This is a genomic window from Pseudomonas sp. 2725 (assembly GCF_050434585.1).
GTDB lineage: Bacteria > Pseudomonadota > Gammaproteobacteria > Pseudomonadales > Pseudomonadaceae > Aquipseudomonas > Aquipseudomonas jessenii.
In genome coordinates this window covers 19,809-32,583 of the sequence record NZ_JBNDIV010000012.1, presented here as the reverse complement: position 1 = coordinate 32,583, position 12,775 = coordinate 19,809, and the positions used below count along the sequence as shown (strand labels likewise).

General features: G+C 59.0%; 13 protein-coding genes. 6 read left to right on the top strand and 7 right to left on the bottom strand.

Going from position 1 to position 12,775, the window contains the following annotated elements:
* Window positions 1-128 precede the first annotated feature (128 nt).
* The gene (locus ABIE16_RS27015; protein WP_429522286.1) at window positions 129-1,220 is read left to right on the top strand and encodes a DUF1615 domain-containing protein; all 1,092 of its coding nucleotides are present in this window, start codon (window positions 129-131) and stop codon (window positions 1,218-1,220) included.
* A 77-nt stretch (window positions 1,221-1,297) separates the two neighbouring features.
* On the opposite strand, the gene ABIE16_RS27010 is transcribed toward ABIE16_RS27015, so the two are convergent.
* The gene (locus ABIE16_RS27010; RefSeq protein ID WP_223531762.1) at window positions 1,298-1,699 is read right to left on the bottom strand and encodes a hypothetical protein; all 402 of its coding nucleotides are present in this window, start codon (window positions 1,697-1,699) and stop codon (window positions 1,298-1,300) included.
* 261 nt (window positions 1,700-1,960) lie between these two features.
* On the opposite strand from ABIE16_RS27010, the gene ABIE16_RS27005 reads away from it, so the two are divergent.
* Window positions 1,961-2,584 (top strand): glutathione S-transferase family protein, encoded by a 624-nt coding sequence (locus ABIE16_RS27005; protein ID WP_057714019.1) that lies wholly within the window; start codon window positions 1,961-1,963, stop codon window positions 2,582-2,584.
* A gap of 135 nt (window positions 2,585-2,719) precedes the next feature.
* Here the strand turns inward: ABIE16_RS27005 and ABIE16_RS27000 are convergent, their stop codons facing one another.
* Window positions 2,720-3,160: a CBS domain-containing protein gene (locus ABIE16_RS27000; protein WP_007976812.1), complete on the bottom strand. Its 441-nt coding sequence runs from the start codon at window positions 3,158-3,160 to the stop codon at window positions 2,720-2,722.
* A gap of 330 nt (window positions 3,161-3,490) precedes the next feature.
* Between ABIE16_RS27000 and ABIE16_RS26995 the strand changes: the two genes are divergently transcribed.
* Window positions 3,491-5,851 (top strand): DNA polymerase II, encoded by a 2,361-nt coding sequence (locus ABIE16_RS26995; protein ID WP_429522285.1) that lies wholly within the window; start codon window positions 3,491-3,493, stop codon window positions 5,849-5,851.
* Here the strand turns inward: ABIE16_RS26995 and ABIE16_RS26990 are convergent.
* Together ABIE16_RS26990 and ABIE16_RS26985 are read right to left on the bottom strand one after the other, a co-directional pair.
* Window positions 5,816-6,286, bottom strand: coding sequence for a DUF1810 domain-containing protein (locus tag ABIE16_RS26990; protein ID WP_057714021.1), 471 nt, complete (start codon window positions 6,284-6,286; stop codon window positions 5,816-5,818). The two genes, ABIE16_RS26995 and ABIE16_RS26990, sit on opposite strands and share 36 nt — an antisense overlap.
* Before the next feature lie 29 nt (window positions 6,287-6,315).
* Window positions 6,316-7,137: an aldo/keto reductase gene (locus ABIE16_RS26985; protein WP_057714022.1), complete on the bottom strand. Its 822-nt coding sequence runs from the start codon at window positions 7,135-7,137 to the stop codon at window positions 6,316-6,318.
* A 207-nt stretch (window positions 7,138-7,344) separates the two neighbouring features.
* On the opposite strand from ABIE16_RS26985, the gene ABIE16_RS26980 reads away from it, so the two are divergent.
* Together ABIE16_RS26980 and ABIE16_RS26975 are read left to right on the top strand one after the other, a co-directional pair.
* On the top strand, window positions 7,345-8,094 hold the full coding sequence (locus ABIE16_RS26980) for a hypothetical protein (protein ID WP_218498119.1): 750 nt from the start codon (window positions 7,345-7,347) through the stop codon (window positions 8,092-8,094).
* A 216-nt stretch (window positions 8,095-8,310) separates the two neighbouring features.
* Window positions 8,311-9,096: a sulfite exporter TauE/SafE family protein gene (locus ABIE16_RS26975; RefSeq protein WP_090456794.1), complete on the top strand. Its 786-nt coding sequence runs from the start codon at window positions 8,311-8,313 to the stop codon at window positions 9,094-9,096.
* Between the two features lie 20 nt (window positions 9,097-9,116).
* Here ABIE16_RS26975 and ABIE16_RS26970 read toward each other — a convergent pair whose 3' ends face one another.
* A complete protein-coding gene (locus ABIE16_RS26970) occupies window positions 9,117-9,485 on the bottom strand; it encodes a VOC family protein (protein WP_057714024.1) in 369 nt (122 codons plus the stop codon).
* A 180-nt stretch (window positions 9,486-9,665) separates the two neighbouring features.
* Here ABIE16_RS26970 and ABIE16_RS26965 point away from each other — a divergent pair, with 180 nt between their 5' ends.
* On the top strand, window positions 9,666-10,217 hold the full coding sequence (locus ABIE16_RS26965; RefSeq protein ID WP_340315935.1) for a DUF4174 domain-containing protein: 552 nt from the start codon (window positions 9,666-9,668) through the stop codon (window positions 10,215-10,217).
* Between the two features lie 48 nt (window positions 10,218-10,265).
* On the opposite strand, the gene ABIE16_RS26960 is transcribed toward ABIE16_RS26965, so the two are convergent.
* Both ABIE16_RS26960 and ABIE16_RS26955 read right to left on the bottom strand, forming a co-directional pair.
* On the bottom strand, window positions 10,266-10,901 hold the full coding sequence (locus tag ABIE16_RS26960) for a TIGR02646 family protein (RefSeq protein WP_429522284.1): 636 nt from the start codon (window positions 10,899-10,901) through the stop codon (window positions 10,266-10,268).
* Complete coding sequence (locus ABIE16_RS26955) at window positions 10,894-12,261, bottom strand: AAA family ATPase (protein WP_429522283.1); 1,368 nt, start codon at window positions 12,259-12,261, stop codon at window positions 10,894-10,896. The genes ABIE16_RS26960 and ABIE16_RS26955 overlap by 8 nt, the downstream gene beginning before the upstream one ends.
* Between the last annotated feature and the right edge of the window lie 514 nt (window positions 12,262-12,775).

The window sequence follows — 12,775 nt, the reverse complement described above, 5'->3', positions numbered from 1 at the left end:
CTCCTCGCTGTGTGAATCAAGTATGGTCCAGTCGGGGAGGGCGGCAACCGTCGGACTGCCACGGACGTAGCCGCTGACCTGCCATTGGTCGTATGGTTGGCCCGGACCAACGGATTAGATGGAACGACATGCAAATCAGATTGATCACAAGCGTCGCCGTGTTGCTGGTATTGGCCGGTTGCGGCAGCCAACGGACCCAGGAGTCGGTGGCGCGCAGCCCGGCCGAAGTGAAGGCCGAGATTGTGCGTTTGCTGCCGGCCAAGGCTGCCGATCGCCAGGGTTGGGCCGCGGATATCCAGGTGGCGTTTACCGCGCAAGACATCTCGCCAACTACGCAAAACCTGTGCTCGGTGCTGGCGGTGACTGAACAGGAATCGACCTTTCAGGTCGATCCGAGCGTACCGGGCCTGGGCAAGATCGCCCGCGACGAGATCGACCGCCGTGCCGCCAAGGCACATATTCCCGGGCTGTTGGTGAGCGGTGCGTTAATGCTCGACTCGCCCAACGGCAAAAGCTACAGCAGCCGCCTGAATGCCGCGCGCAGTGAAAAGGAACTGAGCGCTGTTTTCGATGACTTCATCGGCATGGTGCCGATGGGCAAGACCCTGTTCGGCGGCTTCAACCCGGTGCATACCGGCGGGCCGATGCAGGTCAGCATTGATTTTGCCGAACAGCAGGCCAAGGGCTATCCATACCCGGTGAAGGGCTCGATTCGTCGTGAAGTGTTCACCCGGCGCGGCGGCATGTATTTCGGCATTGCGCATCTGCTCGGGTATCCAGTGAGCTACCCACAGCCGTTGTACCGCTTTGCGGACTTCAACGCGGGTTGGTACGCCAGCCGTAACGCCGCGTTCCAGAACGCGGTGAGCCGGGCTTCCGGTATCTCGTTGGCGCTGGATGGCGACCTGGTGCGCTACGGTTCGATCATGCCCGGCACCACGGAACTGGCCGTGCGTACCCTCGGCAAGCAACTGGACATGCGCAATCCGACGATCCGGGCACAACTGGAAGAGGGGAACACCCTGGCGTTCGAAGACAGCAAACTCTATCGGCGGGTTTTCGAACTGGCCGAACGGGCCGAGGGCCGGCCGTTACCCCGTCAAGTGTTGCCCGGGATCGTGCTGCAAAGCCCGAAAATCACCCGCAAACTCACCACCGCGTGGTTCGCCAAGCGAGTCGATGAACGCTACCAGCGCTGCATGGCGCGGGCAGGGCAGTAATCGCGGCGCAAAAAAAGCATAAAAAACCCGGCGGGTGAGGCCGGGTTTTCATTGAGTCCTGCGGTCAGGCACTGCATTCAGACAGCGCGGCTTTCGATCAAACGATCCGAACCACCTTCGGCGACACGGTTTTGCAAGAGCTTGTCGGAGCCACCTTCGGCGACGCGGTTTTGCAGGAGCTTGTCGGAACCACCTTCAGCGACGCGGTTTTGCAGGAGCTTGTCGGAACCGCCTTCAGCGACGCGGTTTTGCAGGAGCTTGTCGGAACCGCCTTCAGCGACGCGGTTTTGCAGGAGCTTGTCGGAGCCACCTTCTGCGACGCGGTTTTCGATCAGGCGATCCGAACCACCCTCGGCCACACGGCTTTCAATCAGACGATCCGAGCCGCCTTCAGCGACTACAGGTTGAGCAGAGTTTGCGGCGAAAGCGTTAACTGCGAAAACCGAGAAAGCGATGCTGAGGAGGGTTTGGCGTTTCATGATGGTGTGCTCCGGGGTGCTTATGGGTTGGTATGGAGCAGATGTTACGCCGGGGAATTTTTAAGAGAACTTCATTGAGGTGATGGTGAACATCGACGGCAATGATAGGAGCGACGCCACACCCCAAGTGAACGTGATGGTGCGATCGTCGGATGGTCGTGGTGTGGCGGGTGGTGGCTTCTACACTGGTTAGCTGGCGCGTTCCTCTGCCGCGACGCTTGATGCGGCACTGCAGAGGTTACGGTATGCAAGGAGACGTTTATGTACCAGCTCTATGGCCATCAGAACTCCGGGGCGGCGGCCATCGAAGCCGCCCTTGAGCTCTGTGATGTTCCTTATCGCTTCATCGATGTCGAGACGTCCGCGGAGGCGGCCCAGGCGCTGGAGAAGCTCAACCCGCTCAAACAGATTCCGACCTTGCAGCTACCCGATGGCGCTGTCCTGACCGAGAGCGCGGCGATCCTGATCCACCTCGGGCTCACCTTTCCCGCATCGGGATTGTTGCCGCAGGATCCGGCCGAGCGGGACCAGGCCATTCGCGGCATGGCGTACATCGTCAGCAATTGCTATGCGGCCATCGGCATCATCGATTACCCCGAACGCTGGCTGGCCGAGGCGGATGAGTTGTCCAGGCAGAACCTCATGGAGGGCGCCCGCCGGCGCCTGCACTGGAGTTGGGAGGTGTTTGCCGATCAGTTTTCGGGTGAGTTGTATCTGGGCAGCGAAAAACCAGGAGGCCTGGATGTGCTGGCGGCGGTGATCTCGCGATGGGCGGGCAGCCGGGAACATTTGCGCAACGCCCGGCCGGGGTTTTTCGCCTGGCTGGAACGCATCGACCGCCACCCGGCACTGGCACCGGTGTTCGCCCGGCATTGGCCGGCTTGAAAACACCACTTACCCTGTGGGAGCGAGCTTGCTCGCGATGACGGCCTGACATTCAACATAGATGTCGACCGATATGGCCCCATCGCGAGCAAGCTCGCTCCCACAGGTTTTTGGGGTGAATGTTTTGTCTGGGTCTCACTCCCCGCGAATGTACTGTTCCAGCTGGCGAATCAGTTCAGCCTGTTCGGCAATGGCTTCCTTGACCAGGTCACCGATCGACAGCAGGCCGATCAATTTGCCGCCTTCGACCACCGGCAAGTGACGCAGGCGTCTATCGGACATGATGCCCAGGCAGGTATCCACGGTTTGATGGGTGTCGACGGTAATCACCGGTGACACCATGATGTCGCGCACCGGCGTGCCCACCGAAGAGCGGCCGTGCAACACCAGTTTGCGCGCGTAATCCCGTTCGCTGATGATGCCCAGCACTTCATCATTTTCCACCACCAGCAAGGCGCCGACGTTTTTCTCGGCCATCTTCATCAGCGCCTCGAGCACCATGTGGTCGGGTTTGATCTGGTGCACTTCCTGATTCTTCTGATCTTTGAGCTTGAGCAGTTGGGCGACGGTTTTCATGGTGGTTACTCGGGTGTTGTCGTTGTTCTTGAAGAATCGTAGACGCAAGCGTTCAGGGCAAGGGCGAAAGCGGCAGATAACACGCAAAAAACGTCATTTGGCGGTTTTTCTTCGGTAAGTCTCCTTTTCAGGCCAGAAATCACCTTGTGGGAGCGGGCTTGCTCGCGAAGGCGTAGTGTCAGGCAGCATTAATGTTGACTGACCCACCACCTTCGCGAGCAAGCCCGCTCCCACAAGGGCGGTGTCTGCCTGACAGGTCTGCGGCAAACGCGCTATCGCAACTGATGACGGGTAGAATCACCCTCTGAATCAGTTTCGAGGTTTGTAGTGGTGGATCTACAGCAGGGCTTCGTCCTGACCCGGCATTGGCGCGACACCCCGGCCGGTACGGAAGTCGAATTCTGGCTGGCGACCGACAGCGGTCCCCGGCGTATCCGCCTGCCTCATCAACCGTCGGTGGCGTTCATCCCGGCTGCGCAGCGTCAGCCCGCCGAAGGTGTTTTGCATGACGAGAAAAACGTCGAGCTCAAGCCCCTGGCCCTGCAGGATTTCGAACATCGCCCGGTCCTCGGTCTCTATTGCCAGCAACATGGCCAGTTGATGCGCCTGGAAACCGCGCTGCGCCGGGCCGGTGTCGAGGTGTTCGAAGCCGACGTGCGCCCGCCGGAACGCTACATGATGGAACGCTTCATCACCGCGCCGGTGCGTTTCAGTGGTACGCCGAATGCCGAGGGCCTGCTGCTCGACGCGCAGATGAAACCCGACCCCGATTACCGGCCGAGCCTGAAACTGGTGTCCCTGGACATCGAGACCACGGCCCAGGGCGAGTTGTACTCCATCGCCCTGGAAGGCTGCGGCGAGCGCCAGGTGTACATGCTCGGTCCGCCTAATGGCGATGCCAGCCAGGTGGATTTCCAGCTCGAATACTGCGATTCGCGCACCCTGTTGCTGAAAAAGCTCAACGACTGGTTTGCCCGGTTCGACCCCGACGCGATCATCGGCTGGAACGTCGTGCAGTTCGACTTGCGGGTGCTCCACGAACACGCCCGGCGCCTGGCGGTGCCGTTGAAACTGGGGCGTGGCGGCGAGGAAATGCAGTGGCGCGAACACGGCAGCGGTAATCACTACTTCGCATCTGCGGCTGGCCGCCTGATCATCGACGGTATCGAGGCCCTGCGTTCGGCGACCTGGAGTTTCCCCTCGTTCAGCCTGGAAAACGTCGCGCAAACCTTGCTCGGCGAGGGCAAGTCCATCGACAACCCGTACCAGCGCATGGACGAAATCAATCGCATGTTCGCCGAGGACAAACCGGCGCTGGCCAAATACAACCTCAAGGACTGCGAACTGGTCACGCGGATTTTTGCCAGGACCGAGTTGCTCACCTTCCTGCTGGAGCGAGCCAGCGTCACCGGTTTGCCGGCCGATCGCATGGGCGGTTCGGTGGCGGCGTTCACGCACCTGTACATGCCGCTGATGCACCGTCAGGGTTTCGTGGCGCCGAACCTCGGTGGCAAGCCACCCGAAGCCAGCCCCGGCGGTTTTGTCATGGATTCGCAGCCGGGACTGTACGAATCGGTGCTGGTGCTCGACTACAAAAGCCTCTACCCGTCGATCATCCGTACCTTCCTGATTGACCCCGTGGGACTGATTGAAGGGCTCAAGCACCCGGACGACAGCGAGTCGGTGCCGGGTTTTCGTGGCGCGCGCTTTTCCCGCACCCGGCATTGCCTGCCGTCCATCGTCGCCCGGGTGGCCGAAGGCCGGGAAACCGCCAAGCGCGAACACAACGCGCCGCTGTCCCAGGCGCTGAAAATCATCATGAACGCGTTCTACGGAGTGCTCGGCTCCAGCGGTTGTCGTTTCTTCGACACGCGCCTGGCGTCGTCCATCACCTTGCGTGGGCACGAGATCATGCTGCGCACCCGCCAGTTGATCGAAGCCCAGGGGCATGCGGTGATTTACGGCGACACCGACTCGACGTTCGTCTGGCTGCGTCGCGCCCATGGCCAGCAGGAGGCGGCGCAGATCGGCCACGCGCTGGTGGCGCACGTCAATCAGTGGTGGCGCGAGCACGTGCAGCAGGAATACGGCCTGCAGAGCGTTCTCGAACTGCAGTTCGAAACCCACTACAAGCGCTTTTTGATGCCGACCATTCGCGGTGCCGAGGAAGGCAGTAAAAAGCGCTATGCCGGGCTGGTCACCCGGGACGACGGCAGCGACGAAATGGTCTACAAAGGCCTGGAAACCGTGCGCACCGACTGGTCGCTGCTGGCCCGGCAGTTCCAGCAGGAGCTGTATTCGCGGATCTTCCTGCGCAAGCCCTACCAGGATTATGTGCGTGACTACGTGCGCAAGACCCTGGCCGGTGAATTCGATGACCGGCTGATCTACCGCAAACGCCTGCGCCGCACCCTCGATGACTATCAGCGCAACGTACCGCCCCATGTGCGCGCGGCGCGCCTGGCCGACGAGTACAACGACCGACAGGGGCGCCCGCGGCAGTATCAGAACGGCGGCTGGATCAGCTACGTGATCACCGTCGCTGGCCCCGAACCGCTGGAGGTGCGCAGCGCGCCCATCGATTACGACCACTACATCACCCGGCAGCTGCAACCGGTGGCGGACGCGATACTGCCGTTTGTCGACGACGACTTCTCAACCCTGATTGGGGGGCAACTGGGCCTGTTTTGAGTCCATCAGCGACAGGGTCCAGTCATCCAGGATGCCGTGGAAGTACTGGTTCAAGGCTTGCTGGAAAAGGTTGTCGGCATCGGCGACCTGGGCAAACAGGGTCATCGAGGAATGAAACTTCAGGTCATCGGGATGACCGAAAATCCCCGCTACCGAGCGCTCCCGGACGTTCAGCACTTCCTGGGTGCAGGTACGCAGCCGGGCGCCCAGCAACGGATGCTCAAGGTAGGCCAGGGCTTCCTCCCGCGAGCGGATGGCAAAGCGGCGCGACATCTCGCTATCGCCGAGCCCGGCAAACTGCGGAAAAATGAACCACATCCAGTGACTGCGCTTGTGTCCGTTGTTCAGCTCGTTTTGAACCCGGTCGAATACCGGGTCCTGAGCCTGGAGAAAACGTTGCAGATTGAACGGGTCCAGGTGGTCGGTGCTTCTCATGGCGAAGCTCTCTGACAGGCTGCGGTGGTTCAGACCATGGCCAGCCGCTGTTTGCGTTGTGGCGCGTGAAACGCTTGGTCCAGCGCCTCCAGATCCCCGGGCTCAAGCTGCAACGTGGCGGCTTGGGCGTTGAGGCGTACATGTTCGAGTCGGACCGCCTTGGGGATGGCGATCACTCCTTCCTGACGCAGTATCCAGGCCAGTGCCACCTGAGCCGGTGCGACGCCGTGACGGGCAGCTACCTGCTTGAGCGCGACGTCCAAGAGCATTTTACCGCCTTGGCCAATCGGGCAGTAAGCCATGACCGGCAACCGCCGTTGTTGGCTCCAGGGCAGCAAATCAAATTCTATGCCCCGTTGCTCCAGGTTGTAGAGCACCTGATTGGTGGCACAGGCCGGGGCGTCCAGTTCCAGCAGGTCGTCGAGGTCGAAGTTGGACACGCCCCAACGGCCAATCTTGCCGGCTTCGCGCAAGCGCTCGAAGGCGTCGACGGTTTCTTCCAGAGGATACTGACCGCGCCAATGCAGCAGATACAGGTCGATGTAATCGGTGCCAAGCCTGCGCAAGCTTCGCTCGCAAGCCTGGGGAATGCCCTGGCGACTGGCGTTGTGCGGGTACACCTTGCTGACCAGAAAGACGTTGTCGCGCTGGCCGGCAATGGCATCGCGCACCACTTCTTCGGCACCGCCTTCGGCGTACATTTCCGCAGTGTCGATCAGGGTCATGCCCAGCTCGATACCCAGGCGCAGTGCCGCGACTTCTTCCGTGTGCCGTGAACGGTCTTCGCCCATCTGCCAGGTCCCCTGGCCGATGACCGGGACCCTGGTGCCAGCCAGTTCAAGCGTGCGCATGCAAACCTCCTTTATGAATGCCGATGGTTATTTCAGTGGGCACCAGAATAGTCCATCGGTTCCGCCGCAGGCTGCGAACTCTTGAGCTGCACCTTGCCGGTGATCGATTGCTCTGTGCCGATACTGCACTTTTTCGAAATGTCCGGCTCTATCCATGGCAGCCTGCGGCGATCCCCTCCGCCGGCCCATGCCCAAGTCCAAGAACCCATGGCTCGAGTTTCACCCACGATCATCACTAAAATCCGCCGTCATTGCCTGCTGCTTGCAGGTTTGTCGATGCTCTACGTCACCGGTTGCAGCCAGCAGCAGGGCGGCGACATCATCAACCAGATGCGCGAAGGCAAACCCCAGGAGTTCCTGCAGACCAGCGTCGACCGCATGGCCACCCTGACCATGCGCGACAACCTCAACAGCCTTTACCTGCTGATGAGCAAGCTCTATCTGCGTAACCCCGACGAGCTGAAAAAATCCGGTTTCCTCGATGCCCGCACCGCCGGCAAGCAAGTGCGCATGGCCATTGAGCTGCAGCAACCATTGCCGACCCTGGGCGGCAAAAAGGACCTCGCGGCCCTGCGTTTTGCCATGAGTCCGGAGTTTCTGGGCGACCGGGTCGGGGCGTTCATCTATGCCATCGGCAGCATGCTGGTGACCGCCCATGGCAATCGCCTCGAGTTCTACATGACCGACACGATCAACCCGGTATTTGTCAGCAATGCCGCGCGCAATATCGAAATCGCCACCTGGATCCTCAGCCAGCGACAGAACAAAGAGGGCCAGCCCTTGCTGTTCTCCAACGAAATATCGGAGGAGGGCAGCAACCTGAGCTTTGCCGTCGAGTTCGGCAAGATCGTCGCCCGGCTGGACCTGCTGACCCGGATGCTCGACGAACGCTACCGGCGCATCGGCGTGAACTATGCCCAGAGCCTGCTGTTCCTGAATTTCCTGCCGGTGCAGTGAATCTGGCACGCAACCCTGTGGGAGCGAGCTTGCTCGCGATGACTGAGTGTCAGTCGCCATGATGCCAACTGATACACCGCCATCGCGAGCAAGTTCGCTCCCACAGGGTGACATGGTGCTTCCGGCATAAAGATAGATCGCATCGATATAACTGGTTATAAGAAATATCGCTATGCTGCGGGCCAGATTTCCCCTGCGATCTTTGTGGAAGTATTCATGGATTTAGTGAACATCGGGTTGGTCGTTGCCGGGCTGGTTGTCGGCTTCATCGTCGGCATGACTGGCGTAGGTGGCGGGTCGCTCATGACCCCGATCCTGCTTGGATTCGGCATCAACCCGGCGACGGCGGTCGGTACCGACCTGCTGTACGCCGCCATCACCAAGTCCAGCGGCGTACTGGTTCACCGCAAGAACAACAACATCGACTGGGCGATCACCGGCTGGCTGACCTTGGGCAGCGTGCCCGCGGTGGCGATGACGCTGTGGTTCCTCAGTACCCTGCACAGCGCCCCCGAGTCGATGAACGCGATCATCAAGCAGGCCCTCGGGTTCGTGTTGTTCGCCACGGCTCTGGCGATCCTGTTCAAGAAGCGCCTGCTCGACTTCGCCCACAAACGTGCGGGTGGCAACTACAACCCCAGCGGATTGCGCTTGAACGTGATGACAGTCATCACCGGGCTGGTCCTTGGCGCCATGGTCGCGCTGACGTCCATCGGTGCCGGCGCACTGGGCACCGTGGCACTGTTCATTCTCTATCCGATGCTGCCGACCCGCCGCCTGGTGGGGACTGAAATCGCCCACGCCGTGCCGCTGACCCTGGTCGCGGGCCTTGGCCACGCCAGCATGGGCAACATGGATTGGCACGTCCTGGGTTATTTGCTGGTGGGCTCGTTGCCGGGGATTTACCTGGGCAGCCACCTGACCGGGCGCATCTCCGACGAATTGCTGCGCCCTTGCCTGGCGACCATGCTGTTGCTGATCGGCTACAAACTGGCGTTCTGAATCAAGCCGCCGCGCCAGCTTCATTCGCGGGTGAAAATTTCCAGCAGATGCCCGTCCGGGTCATCGAAATACACCCGCCGTCCTCCCGCGTAATCATTGATCTCCCTCAGTCGCTGCTTGCCCGGGTCGGCCCACCATGGCTGACCGTTGGCTTGCAGGCGTGCGAAGGCCGCATCGAAGTCCTCATCGCCAATCAGGAATGCGTAGTGCTGAGACGCAATCGGCGGCTCGTTGTCGTAGAAATCCAGTGATACGCCGTTATCCAGTTTGACGATCAGCATGGGGCCGAAGGGCTCGGGGGCAGGCAGGCCAAGGAGGCCAGTCAGGAAATTCGCCGAAACCTGCTTGTCCCGGCACCAGACGATGGTGTGATTCAACTGAGTACTCATGGGCAAGTCCTCACAAGGGATCAGGCTGGTTGCCATGAGTCTTCAGATTAGCCCAGCCTGTTGCGCAATGACCGCCCTGACCTAAGCTTGGGGCAAGGCGAACAATATTTGCGGTATGTCACCCGGAACGATCGCCGCGATGCGCAATCATTAGAGCGTGAATATCAAAAGGAGATGCGCATGCTCATCAGGTCACTGACTCTGGCTACTTTGCTGGCGTTTGCCGGCACCTCGTTCGCCGCCGATGGCGACTCACCGCTGGACATGGACAAGGGCAGGGCCCGGCCACTGATCGTCATCGCTCCGAGCACGGTTGATCCGACCTGGGTCAGCCTGAAAAAGTCCCTGGATGAGCCGGCCAACCGCAAGGGCTTCACCGACCGCAACATGGTGCTCTACACCGTACTCAACCTGATGGGCCAGCGCGACGGCAAGGACCTCGGGCCACAGGACACGGCGGCGCTGATCCGCTCGCTCAAGCTGGGGGCCGGCGCCAAGACCAAGGTGATTCTGGTGGGCAAGGACGGCGAAAAGAAACTTGAACAATCGGACGCCATCAAGCTGGAAGATGTTTTCAGCGCTGTCGATCAGCTGCCGGCGGCCGAGAAAGAATTTACCGCGACCGTGGCCGCTCCCGTCACTGAAGCCGAGCCGGCGGCAAAAGGCGCTAAAGGTACAAAACCTGGCAAACCGGCTAAACCCGCCAAGCCGCCTGAAATGCCGGATGATTGAGTCCTGTGCGGCAGCATAACCCGGACCCGAAGAACCGCTGGCTCTAGCTCAAGGTTGAGCCAGAAATTGATGGATAATATTGACCAGTACGGGGGAAAATGGCTGAAGACATTGTGCCGGGTTCGGAGTCTTCAGGGTGTCCAGAAGCAGGACCAGTAGTTCGTCGTCTTCAAATTGAAATTCTGCGGGTTGCATGCACTGGTCAAATATCAGTGCATCGACCAACTGCTTGCGCGCACCGATTAGGCCTCGATTACTTTCCTCGGTATGACCCAGGTTCAACGCCTCAATTGAAAGCCGGGCCCGCTCGGTTTGTCCTTCAACCAGTCCGGACAAATAGAATTTCAACTCTGTTTCGCATTCGGCCATCAACGGCGTAAGCGGTAAGGGGCGTGTTCCTCGACCGTGACCGCATTGGCGCAGGCGCTGGCAACTGGCGACGATATTGGAAAAGTCCAACGTTCGATTCGGTGCATGATCCTGGGCCTCAAGATGCTCATTATGGGCATTATCAACCGTGATGGAATGACAGCAGTAGGCGCATAAACCATATTGCTCCGAAATGCAGGTTGATCGAATCGACCGGCTCTCATCCGCTGGTAAGTCCCGGTAACGCAACGTGTTGTTCGAGCGTTTAAAGCGAGTCAACGAGGGTGGCTCCATGCCTTTGTCGATCTTACGCACGACGTAGCTCCAACTTACGGATCAACAAGGCCGCTTTCGCCAACTCCAGATGTCCCTCTGGCAGCTCTAGAGAAAGCTCGGAATACAGTTTCTTCGCACCGTCCAGGTCACCATCCTGCAAATGCTTGAGCAATTGATTCAGGCGTTTTTGCACGTCGCTATTGCGCACATCGGTGTCCATGACCTCCAGCAACACCTGATTGGCATCCAATCCATACAGGCCATTGTGTTCTTGCAATTCCCCGTCATTGAGCACGTAGCACAGCACGTCTTTCGCGTCGCTGATGACCAACGGCGAGTGAGTTGTCAGGACAAACTGGCAATTGGGGAAGGTTTCGTTCAACTGCCGAATCAAGCTGCGTTGCCATTTGGGATGCAGGTGTAAATCGACTTCATCGATCAGGACGATGCCGTCACCTTCCAACGGATTGTCCAGAGACTGATTCATCATCGCCAATCGGCGAGCGATGTCGCCGACTAATGCCATCATGGATTTCTCACCCTGCGAGAGCTGGGATACGTTGAGCGTGGTTCCATTTTTATCGATGGCCATGTGCAGGCGCGGCTTGCGTTGCACTCGCAGGTTGCTGAAGCCGGGCATGAACGCAGCGATGGCGGAACGAACTGCGGTCAACTGACGATCCCGGGAAGAAGCTTTCAACTGAGAAAGGGTTTTCCAGATGTCGCTGTCCTTGCCGAATTTTTCGGAAATTTCGGCCAGCGCAGTGTCGGACACACCGGTTTCGTTTTCGCTGTCTTCGCGTTCGCGAAACCATTCAAAGAAACGGCGGAAGTCGACGCCACGGTTTAGCGAATTGTCGTAGCCATCGAGTTGATCGAAGGAGTGTTTGGTGCGAATTTTTAGTGGGATTTCCAGAACCGATCGCTCTACAGGGTAGTAGGCGATCAATGGGAGCGAGGCTTTATCGTCTGCGGTTAATTGGTTGCGATAACCGTCCGCCAAGCGACTGACCCCCCCTAACGTACTATGGAAGTGAGCCTTGCGCCCCTGTCTGCCTCGGGCAATGCCCCACGTGAATACAGTCTGTTCAGAATTAGCATCGGCAAGACTTGAACGTGCCAGTGACTCGTCTATCACACCAATCAAAATTAGTGCAGCTGTAGCCCCGTTTCGAACATCATCTTCAGAAAGGTAATTGCCATTGCCTTTCTCGGTGCGAATTCTGGCAACCAACCAGCTCAAAGAGGTGGCCAGAGATTTCAAAAGGGTGGTTTTCCCTGCGCCATTATTCCCCACCAGGACCGTTACATTTGACTGATGTTGGGGGGTTGGGGCCAACTGGATGTCCAATTCGGTAAACCGACCGACGTTCGTGACCTTGAATTTGCTGATTTGCATTACAACGCCCTTTTAGGGTCAGTCGGTTTGAATAGGTGAGCGCGCATTATGTCATTCCCGACAACGGATTGATCCGATGTCGTTTGTAGGCTTGGGAGGCTCAATAGATACAACGGTTTCACCCGCATCACAACGATCATGAGTAAAAAGGTATTTGTTACCGGATGCTCATTAAAGTGATTGTAGGGAAAGACCTTCGCCTGCTTCGGAAATTTCCCGCAAAACGTGGCGGTGTTCATGAACTGGTGCTCTGGGGAGTGCACCGATAACCTTTTTCAGCCGCTGCAAAATCAGCGGTCGGATGTGGAAGTCCGTTGGTTCAAGCCATCTACACAATGCCCCTAGAGCGCAAGTCGACATTTTTTATGTCAACATTGCCGCGTTTTGGCGGCTGTGCGCGGGAGCACTTTCGAGTGCACCGGGTTTTGGTGGATTGACCTGGACTTCCACACCTGCGTACAGCTGCCACCCTCATGTGGAAGTGAGATGGGTAGTTTTCTCAACAATCCCCAAT